Source organism: Desulfocapsa sulfexigens DSM 10523, from assembly GCF_000341395.1.
In the GTDB taxonomy this organism is placed as follows: domain Bacteria; phylum Desulfobacterota; class Desulfobulbia; order Desulfobulbales; family Desulfocapsaceae; genus Desulfocapsa; species Desulfocapsa sulfexigens.
This window is the reverse complement of sequence record NC_020304.1, coordinates 3,040,653-3,064,220: the sequence shown is the minus strand read 5'-3', so window position 1 is coordinate 3,064,220 and position 23,568 is coordinate 3,040,653. Positions and strand designations below refer to the sequence as shown.

Annotated in this window: 20 protein-coding genes, 1 tRNA gene and 1 pseudogene; 7 read left to right on the top strand and 15 right to left on the bottom strand. The window is 44.5% G+C overall.

What is annotated here, in order from left to right:
• Positions 1-2: 2 nt before the first annotated feature.
• Positions 3-1,097: an iron ABC transporter substrate-binding protein gene (locus tag UWK_RS13615; RefSeq protein ID WP_015404967.1), complete on the bottom strand. Its 1,095-nt coding sequence runs from the start codon at positions 1,095-1,097 to the stop codon at positions 3-5.
• A 305-nt stretch (positions 1,098-1,402) separates the two neighbouring features.
• Positions 1,403-4,123: an aconitate hydratase AcnA gene (acnA, locus tag UWK_RS13610; protein WP_015404966.1), complete on the bottom strand. Its 2,721-nt coding sequence runs from the start codon at positions 4,121-4,123 to the stop codon at positions 1,403-1,405.
• 286 nt (positions 4,124-4,409) lie between these two features.
• On the opposite strand from acnA, the gene UWK_RS13605 reads away from it, so the two are divergent.
• Positions 4,410-6,665, top strand: a complete 2,256-nt coding sequence (locus tag UWK_RS13605; RefSeq protein WP_015404965.1) for a hybrid sensor histidine kinase/response regulator — start codon at positions 4,410-4,412, stop codon at positions 6,663-6,665.
• Between the two features lie 69 nt (positions 6,666-6,734).
• Here UWK_RS13605 and UWK_RS13600 read toward each other — a convergent pair whose 3' ends face one another.
• The 10 genes from UWK_RS13600 to UWK_RS13555 all read right to left on the bottom strand — a co-directional run bounded on the left by UWK_RS13600 (position 6,735) and on the right by UWK_RS13555 (position 16,478).
• The gene (locus UWK_RS13600) at positions 6,735-7,631 is read right to left on the bottom strand and encodes a phosphoribosylaminoimidazolesuccinocarboxamide synthase (RefSeq protein ID WP_015404964.1); all 897 of its coding nucleotides are present in this window, start codon (positions 7,629-7,631) and stop codon (positions 6,735-6,737) included.
• Between the two features lie 79 nt (positions 7,632-7,710).
• On the bottom strand, positions 7,711-8,358 hold the full coding sequence (locus UWK_RS13595) for an adenylate kinase (protein ID WP_015404963.1): 648 nt from the start codon (positions 8,356-8,358) through the stop codon (positions 7,711-7,713).
• A 122-nt stretch (positions 8,359-8,480) separates the two neighbouring features.
• A complete protein-coding gene (locus tag UWK_RS13590; RefSeq protein ID WP_015404962.1) occupies positions 8,481-9,353 on the bottom strand; it encodes a DUF3108 domain-containing protein in 873 nt (290 codons plus the stop codon).
• Complete coding sequence (locus tag UWK_RS13585) at positions 9,350-10,207, bottom strand: UbiA-like polyprenyltransferase (protein WP_015404961.1); 858 nt, start codon at positions 10,205-10,207, stop codon at positions 9,350-9,352. The genes UWK_RS13590 and UWK_RS13585 overlap by 4 nt, the downstream gene beginning before the upstream one ends.
• Positions 10,207-10,767, bottom strand: coding sequence for a UbiX family flavin prenyltransferase (locus UWK_RS13580; RefSeq protein WP_015404960.1), 561 nt, complete (start codon positions 10,765-10,767; stop codon positions 10,207-10,209). Before UWK_RS13580 ends, UWK_RS13585 begins: the two co-directional genes overlap by 1 nt.
• 6 nt (positions 10,768-10,773) lie before the next feature.
• Positions 10,774-11,658, bottom strand: a complete 885-nt coding sequence (locus UWK_RS13575) for a menaquinone biosynthetic enzyme MqnA/MqnD family protein (protein ID WP_228130018.1) — start codon at positions 11,656-11,658, stop codon at positions 10,774-10,776.
• Complete coding sequence (locus UWK_RS13570) at positions 11,637-12,830, bottom strand: amidohydrolase family protein (protein ID WP_015404958.1); 1,194 nt, start codon at positions 12,828-12,830, stop codon at positions 11,637-11,639. The genes UWK_RS13575 and UWK_RS13570 overlap by 22 nt, the downstream gene beginning before the upstream one ends.
• A gap of 63 nt (positions 12,831-12,893) precedes the next feature.
• Positions 12,894-13,970, bottom strand: coding sequence for a cyclic dehypoxanthinyl futalosine synthase (gene mqnC, locus UWK_RS13565; RefSeq protein WP_015404957.1), 1,077 nt, complete (start codon positions 13,968-13,970; stop codon positions 12,894-12,896).
• A gap of 18 nt (positions 13,971-13,988) precedes the next feature.
• Positions 13,989-15,086, bottom strand: coding sequence for an aminofutalosine synthase MqnE (gene mqnE, locus UWK_RS13560; RefSeq protein WP_041917007.1), 1,098 nt, complete (start codon positions 15,084-15,086; stop codon positions 13,989-13,991).
• Between the two features lie 57 nt (positions 15,087-15,143).
• Positions 15,144-16,478, bottom strand: coding sequence for a sigma-70 family RNA polymerase sigma factor (locus UWK_RS13555; RefSeq protein WP_015404955.1), 1,335 nt, complete (start codon positions 16,476-16,478; stop codon positions 15,144-15,146).
• A gap of 333 nt (positions 16,479-16,811) precedes the next feature.
• Between UWK_RS13555 and malQ the strand changes: the two genes are divergently transcribed.
• The 3 genes from malQ to UWK_RS13540 all read left to right on the top strand — a co-directional run bounded on the left by malQ (position 16,812) and on the right by UWK_RS13540 (position 19,132).
• Positions 16,812-18,383 carry a 4-alpha-glucanotransferase gene (gene malQ / locus UWK_RS13550; protein ID WP_015404954.1) on the top strand — a complete coding sequence of 524 codons (1,572 nt, stop codon included), beginning with the start codon at positions 16,812-16,814 and terminating at the stop codon, positions 18,381-18,383.
• Entirely contained in the window at positions 18,380-18,961 is a 582-nt protein-coding gene (locus UWK_RS13545) for a flavodoxin family protein (RefSeq protein ID WP_015404953.1), read from the top strand. The genes malQ and UWK_RS13545 overlap by 4 nt, the downstream gene beginning before the upstream one ends.
• A 96-nt stretch (positions 18,962-19,057) precedes the next feature.
• Positions 19,058-19,132: transfer RNA gene (locus tag UWK_RS13540), tRNA-Glu, on the top strand.
• Between the two features lie 326 nt (positions 19,133-19,458).
• On the opposite strand, the pseudogene UWK_RS20200 reads toward UWK_RS13540, so the two are convergent.
• A pseudogene (locus UWK_RS20200) lies at positions 19,459-19,673 on the bottom strand (tyrosine-type recombinase/integrase).
• Between the two features lie 144 nt (positions 19,674-19,817).
• Positions 19,818-20,072 (bottom strand): tyrosine-type recombinase/integrase, encoded by a 255-nt coding sequence (locus UWK_RS19880; RefSeq protein WP_228130017.1) that lies wholly within the window; start codon positions 20,070-20,072, stop codon positions 19,818-19,820.
• A gap of 176 nt (positions 20,073-20,248) precedes the next feature.
• On the opposite strand from UWK_RS19880, the gene UWK_RS13525 reads away from it, so the two are divergent.
• Together UWK_RS13525 and UWK_RS13520 are read left to right on the top strand one after the other, a co-directional pair.
• The gene (locus UWK_RS13525; protein WP_015404951.1) at positions 20,249-20,848 is read left to right on the top strand and encodes a DUF6338 family protein; all 600 of its coding nucleotides are present in this window, start codon (positions 20,249-20,251) and stop codon (positions 20,846-20,848) included.
• On the top strand, positions 20,845-21,027 hold the full coding sequence (locus UWK_RS13520; protein ID WP_015404950.1) for a hypothetical protein: 183 nt from the start codon (positions 20,845-20,847) through the stop codon (positions 21,025-21,027). Before UWK_RS13525 ends, UWK_RS13520 begins: the two co-directional genes overlap by 4 nt.
• A gap of 88 nt (positions 21,028-21,115) precedes the next feature.
• Here the strand turns inward: UWK_RS13520 and ltrA are convergent, their stop codons facing one another.
• Positions 21,116-22,465 (bottom strand): group II intron reverse transcriptase/maturase, encoded by a 1,350-nt coding sequence (gene ltrA, locus UWK_RS13515; RefSeq protein ID WP_015404949.1) that lies wholly within the window; start codon positions 22,463-22,465, stop codon positions 21,116-21,118.
• 722 nt (positions 22,466-23,187) lie between these two features.
• On the opposite strand from ltrA, the gene UWK_RS13510 reads away from it, so the two are divergent.
• Positions 23,188-23,556, top strand: coding sequence for a hypothetical protein (locus UWK_RS13510; RefSeq protein ID WP_015404947.1), 369 nt, complete (start codon positions 23,188-23,190; stop codon positions 23,554-23,556).
• Positions 23,557-23,568 lie beyond the last annotated feature (12 nt).

The window sequence follows — 23,568 nt, the reverse complement described above, 5'->3', positions numbered from 1 at the left end:
TATTAAAGTGGGACATTTTTGAATACAAGATTCTTAAAAAGTCCGTCCATAGTGGCAAAGACCGGTTTACCTACCAGAAATCTATATATTTCATCAGCTTTCTCGTCTGGTTCGATATCGGCAAATCGCTCGGGATAGAGCAATTTACCAATGTAGTAGGCGTTAGCTAGAATAGAACCGTAATTTTTCGTATACCCGTTATAGGGAAGTAAGCCATAAACCCGGTTACTTTTCACCGAACTCAGTGACCGATACGACGGATCAGTTTTCAGCTCATGCAAACCGCCAACCTTATCTCCTAACTGCAGGGTTGACAGGTCAAGAAAAAGGTACTCGGGATTCCAGGCAACAATCTTTTCCTTGGCAATGTTGGAGTTGCTCAACTCCTTTTTGGTCATTGCGGGATCATAGGCAAGATTGTGGGCTTGAACGAATTTAAATGGGGGATAGGTAGGCTCGGTTGACTGAAATCCATGTGGCCCTTTGAAAGCCACGCCTCCAAGGTATACTTTCGGACGTTTTTCGGCCGGAATATCTTTGCTTCGTTGTTCAAGATCTGAAATGGTCTCTTCAAAAAAGGAGATAACCTGTTCTGCACGTTCTTCCCTTCCAAGAACAGAGCCCATAAGACGAAGAGATTTAAACAATTCTGGACGAAGATAATCAAGGTTCCCATAGTTAAGAACAAGCACCGGGATACCGGTTTTCTCTTGAAGTTCTGATGGATTATAGCCCATTTGAGAATAGGTTTTGAAAATCACCTGGGGTTGGGGGGTAAGAGTCAAAATATGTTCTGGATTGTCACGCCCCCTAAACTCCCCGAAAATCGGCATCTTCTTAAACTGTGGATTGGCAAGAGCATACGGCCGAGCATCAAACTGACCTTGCCTGGTTTCAATGCTGTCGACACCGACAATCCTGTCCTGAGCCTGAAGATAGGTGAGTAACCGGAGACATCCTGAGCCTGAACAGATAACATGATCTATGGAATCGGGAAGCTGCACTGTTTTCCCGGTGACATCTGTTACAGTTTTCGCTGTTACTCCACCACAGAGCAATATATTGATAAAAAAAACAAAAACAAATCGGGTAACCATTTTGAACCTCTACAGAATACACAGTATGAAGAATACACGTTTCGTGTTACGTTCACACCTGATTAACAGTTCGTAGAGAACAGGTCAAGAAAAAGTAACACATTATTTGAATTCGTGTGCCTCACCCTGTATTATGATAAAATCATTACAAACTGAAAGAGAGGGACAGCAGAGGAGGAGCTCCTGAACACATGAATGCTGGTGCAAAGGGGGGCAAATTTTGAAGCGCACTGTTCTCAAAACACTCTTGGAAATAAATGCTCACGGCAGCAGCTTTTAGTCTGGAAACGACCAGTGAAATACCGTTACTTCTGGGCAAGCATCTGTCGCAGGACTTTCTGGAGGATACCACCATGTCGGTAGTATTCAAGCTCCACTGGATTGTCAAGACGAACGGTTGTCAGGAATTCGGTCAGACCTTTATTATCACCACGGTCAACCGTTACCGTGATCTGTGCGCCAGGGGTAAGATCCGTTGCAATTCCTTTAATTGTAAGCTCTTCACTGCCATCAAGGTCTAGTGTAGTACAATCTGCACCGTCGACAAATTGAAGTGGCAGGACCCCCATGCCAACAAGATTACTGCGATGGATGCGTTCAAAAGATTTAGCAATGACCGCTTTCACACCGAGAAGTAATGTCCCTTTTGCCGCCCAATCACGCGAACTGCCGGTTCCGTAGTCCTTACCACCGATAATCACCAGCGGTGTTGTCAACTCCTTATAAGCCATAGCTGCATCATAGATACTCATTTCAATTCTATCAGGCATTAAAAGAGTATACCCGCCCTCTCTACCCACCATACGGTTCTTGATTCGTATGTTACCGAAGGTACCTCGCATCATGACCTGATGATTTCCTCGCCTTGAGCCATAGCTGTTAAATTCATGGGGAGCTATTCCTAGTTCCTGGAGATATTTTCCGGCCGGACTGTCCATAGGAATCGTACCCGCTGGAGAGATATGATCGGTGGTGATCGTATCACCGAAAATGGCTAAAATTCTGGCCTTTTCAATATTACACAGTGGCGGCGGTTCCGGAGATACATTCTTAAAAAATGGAGGTTCCTGTATATAAGAGGAATCACTGTCCCATTGATACAGGCTGCTGTCTTTCACTTTCAGATCATTCCATGTTTCGTTACCAGAGAAAACATTTTCGTAACCTGCTGTAAACAAGGCGGGTGTGACTACCTCAGCCACCAATGTCTCGATTTCTTTATTGCTTGGCCAGATATCACGAAGATACACAGGAGTTCCATCCGGTTTTCTTCCAAGAGGTTGACTGTCAAAATCGATCATAACCGTGCCCGCAATTGCATAAGCAACAACGAGCTGTGGTGAACAAAGATAATTAGCATGAACCAGGGGATGGATACGGGCTTCGAAATTCCGGTTGCCACTTAAGACCGCAGCAACCAGCAACTCTTTATCCTTTATAACATCAGACATTTTAGTATCAAGTGGACCGCTGTTACCAATACAGGTAGTGCATCCGTAACCGACAACATGAAACCCAAAATGTTCCAATGGACTCAAAAGTCCGCTTTTTTCAAGGTAATGACTGACAACCATGGAGCCAGGTGCCATGCTGGTTTTCACCCATGGCTTTGTCTGCAATCCTTGTTCTGCAGCCTTTTGAGCAAGAAGTCCTGCTCCAATCATAACTGCAGGATTTGATGTATTGGTACAACTGGTGATCGCTGCAATTACCACAGAACCATCTTTGATAGGTAGCTGGTCACCATTTTTTTCAAAGCGACCTTCAGCATCGTGGTCACAACTGCCAGCTTTCACTCCATCATCCTCTGTAACTCTATCTGTCAACAGAGCCTTAAAGGATTCACTCATGGCTGACAATGGTATCCGTTCCTGAGGTTTACGCGGGCCTGCGAGACTTGTTCCAACTCGATCGAGCTGGATCTCATACACAACACTGTACTCTGGCTCCGGAGTGGTCTGGGAGAGAAAAAGACCCTGCTCCTTATTATATCTCTCCACAAGGGTAACCAGCCTTGAGCTCCTGCCGCTTGCAGAGAGATATCGAAGTGTTTCCTGGTCAACAGGGAAAAAGCCCATCGTTGCTCCGTATTCCGGAGCCATATTCGCGATAGTTGCCCTATCCGAGAGGCTAAGCTGTTCTGCACCAGAACCAACAAATTCGACAAACCTGCCAACAACTCCCTTACTACGTAAAAACTCGGTAATAGTAAGTACAAGATCAGTTGCTGTTATTCCTTCCTTCAACCTGCCTATCAATTTCACCCCAACAACTTCCGGAATCTGCATGGAATATGGTTGTCCCAGGAGTACAGCCTCTGCCTCAATACCTCCAACTCCCCACCCAAGAACCCCAAGACCGTTAATCATTGTTGTATGTGAGTCTGTCCCGATGACAGTATCTGAATAAGCCATTGCCTCTCTGCCCTTCCCTTGAACCCGGACTACGGAAGCAAGATACTCAAGGTTGACCTGATGCACAATTCCTGTGCCCGGTGGTATGACATGGAAATTTGAGAAAGCCTTCTGCCCCCAACGAAGCATAGTATAGCGTTCACGGTTTCGTGCAAATTCCTGGTGTACATTATAGGAGAGAGCATTTTTATCACCAGAGCGATCAACTTGAATGGAGTGGTCAATTATGAGATCGGCTGGAATAAAAGGATTCATCTTTTCTGGATCTCTCCCCTGCCTGGCAAAGGCAGATCGAAGAGCTGCCAAGTCAACAACTGCTGGAACGCCGGTAAAATCCTGCAAAACAACGCGCCCTGGCATAAATGGAATGGACTGCAATTCCCGTGTCTCTGGACGCCAGGATGCCAGGTTAATAATATTTTCTTCGGTTACCATCCCCTTGCTGAGGTGACGCAACTGATTTTCAAGAAGTATGCGAATGGAGAAGGGCAAACGATCTATGTTTTCAAAGCCGACTTTTTGCAACGCAGGAAGTGAATAGAAGCTATACTCCTTACCATTCGCATGAAAACACTTACGAGTATTGATTTCCATAAAAACAGGATTTGTCATAACACATTCCTAGTTGTGAATGGGGATAAAATCTTTTATCAAGAACCTAGACAGAGCAACAGCAAATTTCATGGTGCCATTTGCATATAAGGTGAATTTTCAGAAACTCTCTACTTCACTCTATAAAAAAACAACTCTTCATGCACCACCTTTATAAAGTAAGTCCCCATTCCCCCACCACCTTCTTCAACTGTTTTTATTCGACTTTCTTCCTTTGTTAGGTATAATGACCAAACGTTTATGCTTTTCAAATTCACAAAAAGGCTGGTTCTTGAATCATCCACTGATGCACACAACAATACGCACCCGCATACTTTCTATTTTTATTGCCGTAACCCTTATACAAGCGTTGCTCATGGGTGTATTTTTTCTTCATCAAAATCATCAAACCAGAGACACCCATGTAAGACTGCAGCTGCAAGGTGTTACAAAAAAAATAAAAAGCCAGTTAGCTCTTTTCCTCAATAGAAATCTCCATGGTCTTGAACTGATAGGTCGGCAGATCGAACACATTGCCCCTAAAGAGTATCAACGACATGATCTCCTCGCCACTCTGACAGATAGTAACTCAGCATTCTCTTCCATTGTGTTTTATGATTCCGACGGCATTATCAGGAATCAGGTTTCCAATAATACAATTGAGAAGATCCCTCCCCCTCCCTGCCTGACTCAAAACCCTGCACTCTTTCAAACTCCTTACCATTCCGGGAAACCCTATGTTACTCAGCTGACTATAGAAGATGGCACTTTCCCGGTGCTAGCAATTTGTCAACCTGTAAAATTTCTTAACAATTCATCTGTTGCTGGTGTTCTTTCCGCCCTTCTACCCTATGACCAATTGCAGCAATTCCTGCAGAAAAGCATTCTTCCTCCTGACATCAATGTTCTCATTTTGAGTAAGGATGGAAAAGTTCTTTCCCAGACCCCTCAAAATAGTTCATCACCCACTTCTTTTCCTTCTGATCAGCAGTGGAACGGCACCGTAGTTATAGACAACACATCCTATGTCTCCGCAATGTCCTCTCTAGATTTTCACGGCGAACTTTTCCATATTGTCGCAAAAATTGAAGCCCTCAAATCCGGCAGTTCCGAAAAACCATCTTTCCTTCTGTTAGGATTTTTCATTCTGTTACTCCTCCTCCTCTCGACACTTGTTGGCTGGACAACCAATAAAAAGATAATAGAACCTTTGCAGCTTCTTGCCAACGAATCCACCACTCTGTTGCAGGGAAAAAACATTATTATTTCCCCACCCGCAGATACCGAATTCCAGAAGCTGGCAAATGCCATGAATACTTTGAATCTGAGACTCCAGGAGGCAAACAGTTCTCTAGAGGAAGAGGTTAAGAGACGGAGGAACGAGGAAAAATCAGCTATCCAAGCAAAGGTTAATGCAGAAAAAGCCAATCAGGCAAAATCTATATTTCTCGCCAACATGAGTCATGAAATACGATCACCTCTCCATGCTCTTCTGGCAATCTTTGACATGTTCGAAAAAGGATCTCTCAGTACTGAACAGAAACAGTTACTGTCAATGGCAAAGGTTTCAGGCCAACAACTTCAGACTGTTGTTGACTCAATCCTTGATCTTTCCCATATAGAATCGGGAAAATTCCACCTACACCACGCCCCCTTCTCCCTCTCTCAAGTTATCACTGAAGTGGTTACATTAATGCGTATTCAGACTAATGACAAAGACATCCTTATTACTTCCACCCTGGAAAGTGATATCCCTGACAAACTCATTGGGGATGGAGGTCGAATCAGACAAATTCTGATCAACCTTATAGGCAACAGTATTAAATTCAGCAAACAGGGTACTATTGAGTTAAACGTAGCCCTACAATCCACCCCTTCAGAAACAGAAGTAGAACTTCTCTTCACTGTGAGGGATAGTGGCATTGGCGTTTCCGATACAGCGAGACAAACAATCTTTGATGCATTCAATCGAGGGGATATCGAAAAAGAACGAGTCATCGATGGAATAGGCCTTGGCCTTGCCATAAGTGCAGAATTTGTTGAACACATGCGTGGCCGGCTGTGGCTTGGTGAAAGTAACGAAAAAGGATCAACATTTCATTTCACCATACTCTGCGACATTGACAGAAAAGAGGAGCCAGAGATACAAACAAAAAACATCCCGACCGCTCCCTTAAAAAAACTACTGGGAATTCGAGTTTTTCTAGCTGAAGATGAATTCATCAACCAGCGTTTAATTTCTGCCTACCTAGAAGAACAGGGGTGTGATGTTACTGTGTGCGAAAACGGACAGGAACTGATTGATCTCATGGAAAAAAACCATGCGGATATCATCCTAATGGATATCCAGATGCCGGTTCTGAACGGTCTGGATGCCACAGAGATTATCAGGAAGAAAGAAAAAGAAACCGGCAAATTTTCCGTCCCCATTATTGCACTCACAGCACAGGCGACAACAGATTTCGAGCAAAAATGTAAACTTGCTGGAATGGATGGCTACCTGACCAAACCCATTCCATTTAAGCAGCTGATAGCGATTATTGACAAACTGGTTGCAAGATAAGGTAGGATATGGAGATTTAGATTCTGATTCAGGCAGACACTCCCTGTGAGTGCCTGCCTGATACCAAAATCAGCCTTTGGTGATTTTTTCCAGTGCTTCTTCGTAACGTGCCTTGGTTTTATCTATAATATCCTGGGGAACTTTAGGAGCCGGAGGATTCTTATCCCAATCAAGTGACGACAGGTAATCACGTAAAAACTGTTTATCGAAACTTGGTTGCCCTTTCCCAGGTTTATACTGATCGAGTGGCCAGAATCGTGAAGAATCAGGAGTCAGAACCTCATCGATAAGTATAAGTTTTTTCTCTTCTCCGAGAAGTCCCAGTTCAAACTTAGTATCAGCGATGATAATTCCTTTCGATCGTGCAAAATCAGCAGCCCTGCTATACAGTTCAATACTGATATCAGAAATTTTCCGGGTCATTTCCTTACCAAGAAGCTCTTCCATGGTATTCACTGAAATATTCTCATCGTGATCACCAAGATCAGCCTTTGTTGAAGGAGTAAAAATCACCTCAGGCAATTTGTCTGATTCCTGCAGGTCGTCAGGAAAGGCAAAGCCGCAGACTGTTGTATTTTTCTGGTAGGCCTTCCAAAATGATCCGGAAATGTATCCTCGGACAATACATTCAACACTCAAAGGCTGTGTTTTGTGGACAAGCATTGACCGACCATCAAGCTCGGCAGCATATGGCTGGCAGGCCTCCGGATATTCGCTGACATCGGCTGTAATGAGATGGTTATCTACGACATCACCAAGCAGATCAAACCAGAAGAGGGACAGTTGTGTTAATACTTTTCCCTTGCCTGGAATTGCATCAATTACCACATCGAAAGCAGAAATACGATCAGTTGCTACCATCAACAGTTTGTCATCATGCCCAGGTATTGCGTACATATCCCGTACTTTTCCACGATGTACAAGCTCGAGACCTTCATAATTTGTTTCCAATACTGATTCGCTCATCAATACCTCCTTAACATAAAGAAGGGGGAGAGAAAACCTGTGGTTCTCCATCCCCCGTTACCAAAACACCAGCAATAGTTTACAGACTAAGCTTTTCTTTTACAGCAGCAATTACAGCATCACTTGAAGTGGCTGGAACGCTGAGAAGCAATCCTGCCTTTTTGTAAAAACCGATAAGAGGTGCTGTCTTCTCATTATAGGTAGCAAGACGGTGGCTGATTGCCTCTTCGGTCTCATCTTCACGCTGTATGGCCCTGGCTCCACATTTGTCACAAATCCCTTCTACTTTTGGAGGATTGGACTTCACATTGTAAATGGCCTGACAATCGGGATTTTCACAAGTACGACGGGTACAAAGTCTGTCAAGAATGATATCCTTGGGCACGTCAATTTCAACGGCCATATCAAGTTTAATACCAAGTTTTTCGAGAAGGGCGGTAAGCTCTTCAGCCTGTGGAATGGTACGTGGGAAGCCATCGAGCAAAAAGCCGTTGGCACAATCAGGTTCCTGAAGACGGCTTTCCATGATTCCCATAATAAGTGAGTCTGGAACAAGATCGCCACGGCTCATATATCCTTCAGCCTCTTTACCAAGGTCAGTACCTGCAGTAACAGCACCACGAAGAATATCTCCGGTGGAAATCTGGACAGAGCCATCAATGGCGGTGAGTAATTTTGCTACAGTACCTTTACCAGCGCCAGGAGCGCCCAAAAGAATAAGTTTCATGCTATTCTCCTCAAATATCAATTTATGTTATATTTATCTTCAAGTTCAACTTCGTGCTTTGCGTGGCAGAATATAAACACTTTGTGGATATAATCAACACAAGAAAAGGGACTATGGGAATTTCAGTCTCCCATTTCAAGTTCCGGCAGTTTTTCTACACTCGCAGGTATTTTCTTATGATATTCACTCTGATCACCACAATGGGGATTTGAATATGAAAGCAGTTCTGCAGTAAGTGATCCTAGAAGGATTCTGGATCTAATACGGACAGGTATCCGGCATTCATCGTTGGTGAGCCAGATGACGGTAGCACCAGCCTTGTCATAAAGTCCTTTAAATCCCATCAGGGGGGTCACAGGTAACACATTAACATCGCCAAGGATTGTTTTTTTTATCCTGGTTTCAGCCCCCACACGGACTATGACCTCATGTCGTTTGCCATCTGCAAAGGTTGGAACAATTACCGGATAATCCCGTTCAAGTTTCATACTACGGGTAAAAAAGAACGAAGAGAACTCATTGTGAACCTCTCCGTCAACAGTATACTCAACCGGATCCTTCGTGTTCTTCTGATAACGTACTGTCCCAGCCTGCTGATTGTATTCGGTATACCGTCTGGCCTTGTAATTTCTGCCCTCTTTCTGGGTCACCTCATAGCTCACGGGAAGCCGCTTATCACCAGCTACCCTTGTGAGAAATACATCATTTACCGGATAAAAAAAATGAAACATGCCAGAGTCCTTTACCACCGCCTTTAACTCAAAAACATTTTCATCATCAGCCTGTCTCTGAACTTCCAGCTGAAGCTCACCTATCTTAACACCGCCGGTCCACGAAATTTTGTATTTAAGCTTTTCACCACCCGTATATATGGTCGTTACCACATCATCGATAACCTCACCGTTGGGATATAGAGCAGCTACACTCTCAACACAACAGGTGATAAAGATAGAAAAGAGAAGAGAACATGCCTGAAAAATGAAGTGTCTCATCATCCTTCAATGATCAAAGAGAGCCATGTAGCGGCGAAAAGAACCATGCTGATGATACCATTCAGGGAGAAAAAAGAGCCTTTTATCTTCGAGAGATCATTTGGATTCACCAGCTTATGCTGATAGAAAATCACCCCAGCGGCTATCAATACTCCAATATAATAGACAAGATTCAAACCTGCCTGCACTCCGGCGAAGGCAAAAAGACAAAAAGCTATAATATGGAACAGGACAGCGAGACGGAAGGCATTTGTCTGGCCGAGTTGTGAAGGTAGGGAATGGAGACCTGCTTTTTTATCAAAATCGGCATCAAGACAGGCATAAATGGTATCAAAACCAGCAATCCAGAAAAGGACTCCCAGGGAAAGCGCCCATGGGTAACTGATTAAGCTTCCCTGCACCGCCACCCAGCCACCAAGTGGAGAAAAGGCAAGGGCAACACCTAAAATCAGATGACAGAAGGAAGTAAATCTTTTGGTCAACGAATAGAAAAGAGTGAGACCGAGAGCAACGGGTGCAAGCTTCAGCGTCAGGGGATTGAGTGACCATGCTGCAAAAAAGAAAAGAGCTCCTGCTGCAATCACCATAATCCACGCCTCAACACTGCTGACAGCACCGGATGGAATTGCCCGATCAGCAGTACGTGGATTGGCGCTATCAAATCTGGCATCAACAATACGATTAAATCCCATTGCACAGGTCCTGGCACCTACCATGGCAAGCACCACCCATAAAAACGTAAGCGCGTCGGGAACACCGCGTTCGGCCAGGAACGCCCCCATAAATGCAAAAGGCATTGCAAAAATGGTCAATTTAAATTTGATCATCTCAAGAAGAACAGTAATTTTCTGAAACATCAACCCTCTTCTCCCCAACGCTTTCTGTTTTTCATATGAAGACCAAGCTGATCTCCAAGCCGCCATGAGAACGTCAGGGCCGCTTCTTCCAGGGTTTCAGGTTTCAGGTAAAACCCTGGATGGGGCGGACATATCACGGCACCGGCATCATGAACTGTCAGCATATTCTGTAAATGTGTTCTGTTTAAAGGAGTTTCCCTGGTCACAAGGACAAGTTTTTTCTTTTCCTTAAGCATTACATCGGCTGCCCGATGCACGAGATTAGTGGTTATTCCCGATGCAATTGCAGCAAGTGTCCCCATGGAGCAGGGAATAATCACCATGGCATCATATCCAGCTGACCCGGAAGCCGGTGCGGCCGCAAAATCTCTGCAATCAAACCATTTACTTACCGCCGGTAGCTTACCTGGAGTTATTCCATGCTCAAGTTCAAGTACCTGTTCACCGGACTCGGAACAGATTCCGTGGACAATAGCATCTTCATCCTGAAGTATTTCGAGGAATGACTGGAGGTAGAGCATGGCTGAAGCACCGGTCACCGCCACTAGAATTTTTTTCATTTCAGGTCACTCATTATCGAAAATATTGAGAGGGACAGAAAGAGGTGAAGCTTCTTTCCTGTTAATCAGATAGGTGAAAAATTTTTCAAGGGCCACCTGTTTACTCTTCCCAAGATCATACTCTATGGCTCGAAGATAGACGTAACACTCGTCTGGATGCATGGGTATGCGAGGAGCAACGCTCTCACAAATGGACTCCAGATGTACTCTCCCCTCACCTCTGCAAACTAAGAATTCCCGATGGATTGCAGCGACAATTTCTGGAGATTTCTGACAAAACTCCTCACGAGCAGCACAAACAGCAAATACAAAGGGCAGATTCGTATATTGACACCAGACTTCTGCAAGATCAAGCTTATAGGGAAACTCCTCACTTGCGGACAAGCGCAATGCCTCATCTCCTATGGCCAGAATTCCACCAGCCTGTGTGGCCTCCCTGCCATTGACATCACCAACTTCGTAGGCCGGGTGAACATGAAAAAACTCTTCAAGAATGATCTTCACCAAACTGATGGATGTTTCAGACTGACCACTGAGCAGAACCGTGTGGTCTCCAAGTAATTTGGGCTGAACACGCGAGAACAAAAAGACCGATCCCACGGAACCGTTGGCACTGATGGAGAGGTCTGACAGGAGACGATACTGCTCAGGACGAACTCCATATTCATAGGATGAGACAAACCCGAGATCAAGCTCTCCTGCAGCAAGCATTCTGTTCAGGGTGGAGGGCGGGGCCTCGACAACCTTCCAGTCTGCAGGATGATTTCGGGTTTTCCAGATTTCATAGATTGGAGCGGTGTTAATAAAATTCACCATTCCAATACGGGCTCCACTCATAGCTCTATTCCCTTCAAGATTCTGCAGACAGATTATTCTGAAAAAGTCAGCCAATCCATTCTCTCTGGACGGCCTCCTGAGGTTAACAGCTCAATAAGCTGCTGAGGATATGCAGCCTTTTCATATTGCTCTCCGTGGACATGAAGGATATCCGATGTTCGTCCTTTTTCAATGCTGCCATACCTGTTGTCACGATGCATGGCGACAGCCCCCCCTAATGTTGCCATGGAGAGTATGGTTTCAGCTGCTACAGTGGGATGATTCTTTCTCAAAAGGGCCATCTCCTCCCACATGTCAAGCTGAGGATTGGATGTTACGGAATCGGTTCCCAGTGCCGGGAGCATTCCGAAATCCAGAAACTTCTCAAGCGGTGCAGTACCAACTGATAGAAATCTATTGCTGCAGGGACAGAGACACACATGGGCCTGTGACTCTGCCAGAATTTTCATTTCTTCACTGCTCATATGAACACAGTGGACACATAGGGTTTTCCTGTCAAGGATTCCACGTTTCTGTAAGTACCCCACCACACCGCTGGTGTCAATTCCTGGGATCGGGAAAGTATCACTGACAGCTCCTCGATCTTTTAAGAATTGAGCAAAGCACCCTGTCCCATGGATAAGCAAAAGAGATTCGTCACGATTTTCGGCAAGATGCAGGGAAAACACAGCATTCTGGGCGGTACAGCGCTTTTTAATATAACTCAGGAGATCTGGAGTTGTTGAGTAGGGAGCATGTCCCGTTACCATTCTCTCACTGGGGAGTTCAGAGATGGTGGTGATTGCATCTCGTTGGGCTGCCTGCGAAGGACCAAGCATTTCAAGAAGTGATACTATTTCAGCAGGACAGGAATCAAATGTACCAAGATACCTATTGCTGATATCAAGCATCAGACCGACGCCGGATGCATACTGATCACGAGCGGCTTTTTCAGCTGCATCCCGTATCTCATCATCAGAGCAGTTTGAACTAAGTCGCTTTGCAAGAAGAGACGATATCCAATCGCACATGGTACTTTCAGAAGATTCCTGAGGCACCGGACCAAAGACAGAAAGATCGAGATGAATGTGGGCATTTACCAGGGCTGGAAGAAGAACACCTGAGCACTCGGTAACCGGAACATCTGGAAACTGCGAGAAGATCTCCTCAAAAGAACCGACCGCTACAATTGAGCTGTGATCTACTACAACAGCACCATCAGGAATAACGGCAGAACTGACTGGCACTATCCACGGTGCCCTGTAGAGTCTAAGTGCTGAATGAGATCTGGAAGGAGACACAGTAAGTGCTCAACCAACGAGGCTGTAATCCATCAAACGTTGTCTGGGAGTAAATCCAGCATCGACGACCAATCGTCTTATTTCATCTTCAGAAAGTCGAAAACTGATACCAGCCGCAGCAACAACGTTTTCCTCAATCATGGTGGAGCCAAAATCATTAGCCCCAAAGTAGAGAGAAAGTTGAGCTATCTTCGGTCCCTGGGTAACCCATGAGGCCTGAACATTCTCGAAGTTGTCGAGATAAATGCGAGAAAGTGCCAACATTCGTAAATAGCCATAGCCAGTTGTCTTCTCAATGGGCGCCTGTTCAACGAGTGCTGTGTGGTCTGGCTGAAATGGCCAGGGAATAAATGCGGTGAACCCTTTGGTGCGATCCTGCAATTCACGGAGACGACGTAGATGTTCCAGACGTTCATGAACAGTTTCAACATGACCAAACATCATGGTGGCAGTTGTACGAAGCCCCTGCTTATGAGCCTCTTCCATAACCTCAATCCAGTCATCAGCTGTACCCTTCAGGGGGGCGGTAAAACTACGTACTCTGTCGGAGAGAATCTCTGCACCACCACCGGGAATGGAGTCGAGCCCTGCATTAATCAGACGGGAAATCACCGTGGAGATGGGAAGTTTTGAAACCTTTGCAAAATGATGTATTTCGGGAGGAGAAAAACCATGGACATGGATACCCGTCTCCTTCATAAAACGGAGCATATCCTCGTAGTATTCCAGCTGAAGATCAGGGTGGAGCCCACCTTGAAGAAGTATTTGAGTGCCACCAAGATCCTGGGTCTCTTTGATTTTGAGGGCCAGCTCTTCTTTGGTGAGCACATAACCGTCTTTGTCTTCAGGAGCTTTAAAAAAGGCGCAGAACTTACACGCAGACACACAGATGTCGGTGTAGTTGATATTTCGATCTATAACGTATGTAACATTTTTTTCTGGATGGAGTTTTTCCCTGATTGCATTGGCAAGGAACCCTAGCTGGTAGAGATCACCATGATCGTTAAGCTCAATAAATTCCTCATCACTCAGTCGACCACCAGATAAAACTCTGTCACTTATATCATTAAAAATACTTTCCTGCATGGACATCACCTGAAGTTATTATTCGTGTACCTGAATAGTCTCATACAGGGTATCCCGTTCAATGGCAATCCGCCCGGCTTCCTTGATCAACTTAACAAGTGTGGTGGAACCTATGGCCTGTTCAGTCTCTGCGCCTGCCATGTGAGTGATAACTTCCTCTTTCACAGTACCATCCATATCATCAGCTCCGAAAGAGAGGGCAATTTGGGCCACTTTGGGGCCAATCATAACCCAGTAGGCTTTGATATGGGGAAAGTTGTCGAGCATAAGCCTGGATACAGCGATATTTTTCAGATCATCCATACCGGTCGTTCTGGAGATATTAGACATTTCGGTATTTTTGGGATGGAAAGCCAGGGGAATAAACGCAAGAAAACCCTTTGTTTCATCCTGCGCCAGGCGCAATGCATCGAGATGCTCTATGCGTTCCGCCATTGTTTCAATATGACCGTACAACATGGTGGCATTGGTGTGCAGGCCGTGACGATGGGCTGTCTTTGCAACCTCTATCCAATCTTTGCCAGGAAGTTTCTTCTCGCAGGTCAGTTCACGTATCCGTGGCGCAAATACCTCAGCACCTCCACCTGGAATAGAACCAAGACCAGCTTCCTTGAGTATTTCAAGGGTTTCACCAACGGGCTTATCAGCAAGACCGGCAAGATGGGCAATCTCCACACAGGTAAAGGCCTGTATGTGAACATCGGGACGAACTTCCTTAATTCCGCGGAGTAAATCGGTATAATAGGAAAATGGCAGATCAGGATGAATTCCGCCAACCATATGAATTTCGGTGATTGGTTCATCGAGCCGGTCACGGACCTTCTGTTTGACCGTCTCAAGGTCCATCTCATATGCCTTTTCATGACCCTTTTCTTTTCCAAAAGCGCAGAACTTACAGAGGTTGGTACAAATATTGGAATAGTTAATATGCTGATTATAAATAAAATAGGTATTATCTCCATTCAGTCTATTCCGCACCATATTAGCCATATAGCCAAGGGCCAGAATATCATTGGAGTTATACAGGCGGATACCATCGTCACAGGATAATCGCTCACCAGCCTCAACTTTTTCGAGTATGTCACCAAACCCGGCACTTTCAATAAATTTTTTCATGGTCATAAAAAAAGCCGGGATATTTCCCGGCCAGTTTCCTACATAGAGTGTTTGTAATTAATCCAAAAAGAATTTTAATTTATCACGACGACTCGAATGTCTCAGGCGATTTAATGCCTTCTTTTCAATCTGTCGAATCCGCTCACGAGAGACATTGAACCGTTTGCCGATCTCTTCGAGTGTGTATTCGGCCTTTTCACCGATACCAAAACGCAGACGGATGATTTTTTCTTCACGCTCACTTAAAGTAGAGAGTATTTCCTCCACCCGTCCTGAAAGTTCACGGTTTTGAACGGCCTCATAGGGGGATTGAGATTCCTGGTTTTCAAGAAAATCCCCAAGGGTGGAATCATCGTCACCGACAGGGGTTTCGAGAGAAATTGGTTCTCTTGAGGCCTCAAGAATGGCGAGGATTTTATCCATTGGAAGGTCTGTATTCTTGGATATTTCCAGCGGTGTCGGTTCTCTACCCAGCTCTTTATAGAGAGCATAAAAGGCTTTGAAAAACTGACTTCTCAGCTCAAGGAAATGAACAGGGAGGCGGATAGTTCTGGTTTTATCAAGAATAGCCCGGGTAATGGCCTGACGAATCCACCAGGATGCGTATGTGGAGAATTTGTTTCCCTTAGTATAATCAAAACGGAAAACAGCTCGCATGAGCCCAAGATTTCCTTCTTGAATAAGATCAGCAAGAGTAAGGCCCTGATGCATATACCGTTTTGCAATTGAAACCACCAGACGAAGATTCGCACGAATCATACAATCCTTGGCAATTTCAATAGAACGGGAATAGGCTTCAAGTCTGGTTTGCAACTCAATCAATTCACGGCAATCAGAGTGTTTTTTGGCAGCACTGACAACACTGTAGCGCATGAAGTTGAGTTGCTGTTTTTTTGGCTTGAGGGTGGGATCTCTTTTTTCCCACAGAGCTATCCGGGTACGAAGAAGTTCAAGATCCTTAACACCGGACTGGTCAATTCGAATTGCTTCTATTATTGACTCAAACCCCTGCCTGATGGTTCTTGAATATTTGGCCTCTTCATCAGGAGTCAGAAGATCAAAACGCCCCATTTCCCGCAAATAGGTTGTGGTGGTTTCTTCTCCGTCATGGGCATCATCTTCCGGGGAGGATGTGGCTGGATCATCTTCGAAGTCGCTATCATCGGATCCATCTGGAATGCTCCAGACCTCACCGGATAGAGTCCTTTTTTCACCATCCTTACCATCCTGGGTCACAATTTCAATACTATGAGCACCAAGAAAATTGAATACTTTCTCAATGGCTGCAGGATCTTTGATTTCTTCAGGGAGGAGTTTGTTCAACTCAGTAAAGCTGATACACCCCTCTTCTTTTCCTGCCTTGAGGAGATTTTCTTTAAGTTCGGCCTGCAATGGGAGGTTACTCCTTTACCTAACTATAAAATATACTTGAAAGTGCTAAAAAATATAATTCTTGTTTTAACACAATAGTTTATTGTCGATACAAAAAAAGGATATGTTTATATTTGAAATAAAAAATGGCAGCCAAATTGCTGCCCCACAGATCCCTTTCTGAACAGTATACAATATAACACTTACCCATAAAAGGCAATCAAATATCCCTTTCAGCCTTTAAAAACTCCATAAAAGCGTTCCACATCTGCGACATTATTTGCCAAGAATGGTATCAGGTGCTACAGTATCACAATTTTCCCTCTAACGGATAGAACACTATTTTATACTCTTATGCCAACAACTCAATACAGACGCGCAAGTGGAATTCTCGCCCATATTTCTTCTCTTCCTTCACCCCATGGAATTGGCGACATTGGCATATCTTCTTATAATTTTATAAGCTTCCTAAAAGACGCTGGTCAGACGCTATGGCAATTTCTGCCAACAGGCCCGACAAATCCGATATTCGACAACTCCCCTTACATGAGCACCTCCGCCTTTGCCGGATCTCCGTTGCTTATTTCTCTTGATTTGCTTGTTGCAGACGGTCTTCTCCAAGACCATGAGATAAACGTTCCACAATTTTCCGAATACCAAACTGTTTATAAAGAAGTAGCACTCTTCAAAAACAACTGCCTTCAGCTCGCCTTCAATAATTTTGACCGCACAACCAACAATTCCGCTTTTACAAAATTCAAACAATCCACAGTATGGCTGAAAGACTACTGTCTGTTTATGACTCTAAAGGAGGTCTTCCACCAGAAAGGGTGGTTTGACTGGCCCAGCAAACTTGCCCATCGCGACAAAGCCGCCATGGAGGAAGTGACTGACAAGTATTCTGCACGTATGGATTATTTTGCTTTTGAACAATTTGTTTTTTTTAAACAGTGGCAAGAACTTCGAAAACTTGCAAATAGCATGAACATTCAGCTCATTGGCGATATCCCGATCTATGTTGGTTGGGATAGCGTTGATGTCTGGGCTAATCAGGCTATATTTTCCCTCGACCCAGAGACTCTGCACCCAACAGAGGTTGCAGGCGTCCCTCCTGATTATTTTTCAAAAACCGGTCAGCGCTGGGGCAACCCACTTTATCGTTGGAATAGCACCGATAAAGTGGTTAAAAATCAGCTATACTCCTGGTGGACGGAACGCTTCCGTTCTCTTTTCCAGATGGTGGACGTTGCCCGGGTTGATCATTTTCGTGGATTTGAAGCCTACTGGTCCATTCCAGCCAGCCACAAAACTGCAATGAATGGCGAATGGATAAAAGGACCAGGTATTCATTTTTTTGAAGAAATCTATAAAAACCTTGGACCTCTGAATATCATTGCTGAGGATCTCGGAGAGATCACCCCTGAGGTTCTTGCTCTGCGTGATGCTCTTGATTTTCCCGGAATGAAAATTCTTCAGTTTGCCTTTGATGGCAACAAGGAGAACAGTTTCCTCCCCTTTAACTTCGACACCCCAAACAGCGTTATTTACACAGGAACACATGATAACGACACCACCGTTGGCTGGTTCCTGAGCAATCACTTAAGCGAATCCGGACGAAGCGAACTTCGGGCATTTTGCAACAACAGGACGAATAATGACTCCGACATACATAGAGATTTGATCTATCTTGCACTTTCATCAATCAGTCGCTACGCCATTTTTCCTCTTCAGGATGTTCTCGGTTTTGGCAATGACTGCAAGATGAACAGCCCCGGGAGTAAAGAGGGCAACTGGGCCTGGCGCTGTGCTCCTCGTTTTTTAACCCAGGACATCTCCAACTGGCTCAGCAGACAGTGTGAACTCTTCGGACGACGCCCTGCTCAACCGTCAATCACCAACCACACAGAGGGGGCTGAAAAACAGTGACACACAATCTTTTCATTCTCGGAAGTCCACGAAAAAACGGCAATACGGAAACACTGGCCAGAGCTGTTGCCGAAGGGTTGCTCCAAGCAAAAAACAACAGCGTTGAATTTGTCCATTTAAGCAAACTCAAAATCAGCCCCTGTCAGGCCTGCGGAGGATGCTCAAAGACAGGAAACTGCATCATACAAGATGACATGACGGAGTTGTACGACAAAAGCGACTTGGCAGACCGTCTTTTTTTTGTCAGCCCTGTCTATTTTTATGCAATGAGTGCCCAAATAAAGTTGTATATTGATCGCTGCCAGGCAAGGTGGTCCCGCAAATATCTCCTTGGGGTCAATTATCGTTCAGAAGAGCAGCGTACCGGTCACCTCCTTTCCTGCGCTGCAACCGCTGGTGAAAAACTTTTTGAAGGATCTGTTCTTACCACCAAATGCCTGTGTGACACCCTGGATATACAATATGGTCCATCTCTCCTGCTTAAAAATATGGAAGGAAGGGACGCCTTGAAAAACAACCCGGACGAATTGACCGCATGCAAAACATTTGGAACAAATATCGCCCTAAACGTAGAATGACTCCAGCTGTTCAAATTACAACCAATTAGTTCCAACAAAGCAGGAACAAATCCTTGACAAGCTCTCAGCAGTCAGGTAGAAAAGACTCGAAATAATGGCCCCATCGTCTAGCGGTTAGGACGCTGGCCTCTCACGCCGGAAGCAGGGGTTCGATTCCCCTTGGGGTCACCAAACGACAACAGCTACTAAGGAAACTTTCCTTAGTAGCTGTTTTTGTTTATCCCCCACCCTACCCCCACCCGTGTTTTTTATTCCTGAGCTATTTTTATTTTTTTCAACCACTCGTCAAATTTCCTTTTCAGCTTTTTTCTGGTGAGGACTCAGGAAACATCTAAAGCTGCCCATATTGCACGATAGTTCCCCTACTCACCGCACATCTTCACATAAAATTATTAGATTTTTCAGTGAAATAGCACAATTACTCATTGAACAAATACAACTCTTCTGTTTTAATGGACGGCAATTTATTTTGAAGGGAAAAGAGCGGAAATTTCCTTCTATTTGGCTTTGCTGTACAGACGATCCAGCGGATTTTGCAACCCATCAATATCCTTTCGCATAACATGGGTATATATTTCTGTTGTTTTCACATCAGCATGTCCAAGAAGATCTTGAAGCACACGAATATTGGTTTCATTTTCAGCATATGTGTAGCGAAGGAATGGCGAAGAGTATGGACGGTTGCCCGCTTGTCGATCCCTGACTTTCTCACAGCCGATTTACCAGCTTTTTTGCAGGCCTGACTCAAGTAAGTGATGTCTACGTTCTTTTTTGCTCCTTGGATCTATAGATCGTGACTTACTTGGGAATACGTATTGCCACGATGTTTCCCAGGCTGCTTTTCGATATGTTCTGGCTAGCCTGTATTTCTCATCAGTTCAGGCGATGTCAGGTTTTTTACACGTTCGACATGCTCATGAAGTTCGTCGTGAACAAAACGAGGCAAGAATGTCGTTCTATCTTTTCCACCTTTTCCGGAGCGAATAAACAGCTGCCTCTGGCCAAAATCAATATCTTGTATACGTAGACGAATACACTCCATTAGACGTATACCTGTTCCGTAAATCAATTTGGCCATTAGTAGATGGGTGCCCTTCATTTGTGCTAACACCTTCTTTTCCATGATACCCATCATAATATGGCATCACATGGACAAAATGTAGAAAAAAGTAATAAGTGGACAGTTTTTTCCATTTAAAGCTATTAATACCAAAATAAGTGGAAAAAGTGGCTAGATACAAGGCAATATGATGGACATTGTCCATGTATTAACACTGTTAGAATCAAATGAATATATGGGAATTAGATAAGGCACTATTGTTTTTAGCACTAGTACTGCCTGGATTTATCTCACTAAAAACCTATAGCTGGATAATAGCTATTGAGAATAGGGATTATTCAAAGTCAATTGTAGAGGCTGTGTGCTACAGCGTTTTGAATTTCGTATTTTTTTTCTGGCTATTAATCATAATTAGTAAAGATGGGTTTGTTGATAAACACCCTTTTTATTATTGGCTGTCTGTTGTTTTTACTTTTGTGGTTGCGCCTGCCTTATGGCCTTTTCTATTTGTCTGGTTGTCGAGGTTCAAGATTTTCAAGAATAAAATTCTAAGTCCATACAAACAGCCTTGGGATTACGTCTTCAGTAAAAGAGAATCTTATTGGGTAGAAATTCATCTGAAAAGCGGTGATACAATTAGGGGAAAGTATGCTCTAAAATCTATGGCAAGTTCATTTCCAGCTGAAAGGCAAATTTATCTGGAAGAACTTTGGCTACCTATCAAAGGTAGAAAATTTGGGAAGAAATCTAATCGTACCCGTGGGGTACTTATCTCTCAAGATGAAATTTCATATTTAAAATTTTACGGAAAAAAGGAGCTAGTATGAGTGGCAAGGATATTGACAAAATTCTCAAACAGTTAGAGAAAAAGCAAGAAAATGATCAGGGTTCTCAAAATGAAGAAATTTCAAAAGAAATCTGGGATTATTCAGAACCTGAAAAAAGAAGTTATCAACCAACAACATATGAACTCGACGATGATGATCCGCCTGAGGATGATGATTAAAAAAATTCTAATCGGGTAAAGGCAAGGTTTTCCCTCGCCCTCCCCACACCACCCCACAAGCGGCTCCGCATAGGGCGGTTCATTAAGGTCATCGGGCCTGAGCCGGATAGTGAATCTTCACCCACTGGTCTTTGACAGATATCAACCCAAGTTCTTTCAGCCATTTGTTGGTCATGCCCGTTTGTGCAGCCAGGGTTCTGGCGAGATGCCATGGGCCTTTACGACTTAATGCTGTCATAATTGCCTGTCTTTTGAAGGTTCCCAGCTTGAGAAGATTGGACACTTTGGTTCGTGTATATCTCCATTGTTTCCAGAAACACATTCGTATCCTGCGACGGAGCCATTCGTCTACTATCGGGATCGGGCGATAATACTCCGAAATGCCGTAATAGTTTATCCAGCCCCGTACATACTCTGCAAGTTTGTGTAGGCGGTATTCCATGGAGACGCCCCAGCTTCTTCCGGTAAAAAGACGAATACGTCTTTTGAACTCACAAAAGGCTTTGTCGCTCCATCTTATTTTGCCTCGCACAAAGACAAACCCGAGAAAACTGCATTCCTCCACTTTACCAAAACTGCTTTTCTTCTCGTTGACGATTAGCCGTAGCTCTCTTTTCAGGAATCTGCTGACACTGGCCATCACCCGTTCTGCTGCTGAAAGACTTTTCACTAAAATGATGAAGTCATCGGCATAACGAACGAAGTGGTGACCACGTTTCTCCAGTTCCTTATCCAGATCGTCAAGAAGAATATTTGCAAGAAGTGGCGAAAGAGGACCGCCCTGCGGTACTCCAAGCGGAGTTGCAAGACGACGGCCATTAACCATTACGCCAGCCCGAAGGTATTTGCCGATAAGCTTGAGTACACGTTTATCTTCTATCCGACGTGATACCCGGTTCATCAGAACATCGTGGTTGACTGTGTCGAAGAATTTCGACAAATCCATATCAACTGCGACTTTGTAGCCCTGTCTGATGTACTGCTTTATCTGCTTCACTCCGTCATGGGCTGATCTGCCCGGTCTGAACCCACAACTCGATTCTGAAAAATGAGGATCGAAAATAGGACTCATAACCTGAGCGATGGCCTGCCGGATAACTCTATCCAGCACAGTTGGAATCCCAAGAGGACGAGTACTGCCATCCGGTTTGGGTATTTCAACTCTCTGAACAGGAGAAGGGATGTAATTCCCTTCCAGTATGGTTGAGCGTATTTCAGGCCAGCATTCACGAAAAGTGAACGGGAAATCCTCGACTGTTATTTCGTCGATTCCGGGAGCACCTTTATTACTGCGCACCTGTTTCCAGGCCTTACCGACATTCTCTGTCGAAACTATACGTTCCAGTAGTTGATCGTTTGAGAACTGCTCATCCGCGATACGCTTATACACTACTCCCCCGTTCAGGTTCACAGTACGCGTAAGGTGTCTTGGCAACATATTTCTCTCCTTAATGTTCAGCCCTTCACCGTGTCCGGGGCATTACCCCCGGCTTTGGGCTACTATGGCTTCTGCTGACTTCTGCATTCTCACCATTCCGATTGCTCAAAGTGGTGCCGTATTTCATCATTTCCTGTCTGTCTTCTTTCTTCGTATCTCACAGACGGGCAGGACATTCCCTGTCTATGCCGGGATATTTGGAAACCGGAACCCCACCGGTAATTTCACTGGAAATAATTTCATATTGCATGGAATACAGATCTCCCCGAATAAGAGCGTGAACTTCCGATATGCGAGCGCATCATTTACCGTATCTCCTGTTCCCGGGCGTAATTATGTTGTGCTGACTGCCCCAGAGACTCGGCCTTATATGATATTTCTGTTCGTCACCCCATATCTTTGCCATCCGGCTTCCTTCAGACCCTACCTCACGGTAACGCCCTTGCCATTGGCTAGTAATTTATGTTACGTTTCACAACGTTACATGGAACACTTACAGGGGACTCTAACCCCATTAGTTCACGCCCATGTCGGGCGTACACAAACCGCTGCAAGGGACTGGCGGGCAGCGCGGTTTTCCGAAGTTCAGCCTTGTTACCAAAATCCCAAGTTAATCAAAGTTCAGTGCTGCAAATCTCCGCCAGCCCCTGAGCTCCAACGTTAGCCATCCTATGAAAAAAGCTCTTACATACTTGGTTTTCCCACTATGTTTCGTGGCATATATGTCAATTTATGCCTGTTATCAAATATTTGTTTTGGGCAAATATGAAGAAATGTGGGGGAAATCAATTTCCCTTTCTGTATCGCTTGGTCTTACAGGATTGGGGGCAATTATAATAATGGTCGGGTTTGGTATCGGAGTTGCGCTATTCAAAACTAAAATTACTACTCTATACACTTTATTATCAAGTATCGTCTTTTCAACAATGATCCTAGTCGTTGGTTTTGTAGCTGAACGTTACCTCCATACAACAGATCTTCGTCAAGTGGCCCTTTTTATATTTACTTTGTTGGGTTCATTCCTGTTTGCAGGGATATTACGAATAGTAGTCGGTCAAGAAGTTGATAAAGAAAAATGTAAAACTGGCTAACCAGCGGGTCAA

Coding starts and splice junctions, on each gene's coding strand:
- UWK_RS13585 (WP_015404961.1), bottom strand. CDS start 10,207: ATGTTTCAGAAAATTACTGTTCTTCTTGAGATGATCAAATTTAAATTG.
- UWK_RS13595 (WP_015404963.1), bottom strand. CDS start 8,358: ATGAAACTTATTCTTTTGGGCGCTCCTGGCGCTGGTAAAGGTACTGTA.
- UWK_RS13590 (WP_015404962.1), bottom strand. CDS start 9,353: ATGATGAGACACTTCATTTTTCAGGCATGTTCTCTTCTCTTTTCTATC.
- mqnC (WP_015404957.1), bottom strand. CDS start 13,970: ATGCAGGAAAGTATTTTTAATGATATAAGTGACAGAGTTTTATCTGGT.
- UWK_RS13520 (WP_015404950.1), top strand. CDS start 20,845: ATGAGTGGCAAGGATATTGACAAAATTCTCAAACAGTTAGAGAAAAAG.
- UWK_RS13605 (WP_015404965.1), top strand. CDS start 4,410: ATGCACACAACAATACGCACCCGCATACTTTCTATTTTTATTGCCGTA.
- UWK_RS13510 (WP_015404947.1), top strand. CDS start 23,188: ATGTCAATTTATGCCTGTTATCAAATATTTGTTTTGGGCAAATATGAA.
- UWK_RS13580 (WP_015404960.1), bottom strand. CDS start 10,767: ATGAAAAAAATTCTAGTGGCGGTGACCGGTGCTTCAGCCATGCTCTAC.
- UWK_RS13600 (WP_015404964.1), bottom strand. CDS start 7,631: ATGAGCGAATCAGTATTGGAAACAAATTATGAAGGTCTCGAGCTTGTA.
- acnA (WP_015404966.1), bottom strand. CDS start 4,123: ATGACAAATCCTGTTTTTATGGAAATCAATACTCGTAAGTGTTTTCAT.
- ltrA (WP_015404949.1), bottom strand. CDS start 22,465: ATGTTGCCAAGACACCTTACGCGTACTGTGAACCTGAACGGGGGAGTA.
- UWK_RS13615 (WP_015404967.1), bottom strand. CDS start 1,097: ATGGTTACCCGATTTGTTTTTGTTTTTTTTATCAATATATTGCTCTGT.
- mqnE (WP_041917007.1), bottom strand. CDS start 15,086: ATGAAAAAATTTATTGAAAGTGCCGGGTTTGGTGACATACTCGAAAAA.
- UWK_RS13525 (WP_015404951.1), top strand. CDS start 20,249: ATGAATATATGGGAATTAGATAAGGCACTATTGTTTTTAGCACTAGTA.
- malQ (WP_015404954.1), top strand. CDS start 16,812: ATGCCAACAACTCAATACAGACGCGCAAGTGGAATTCTCGCCCATATT.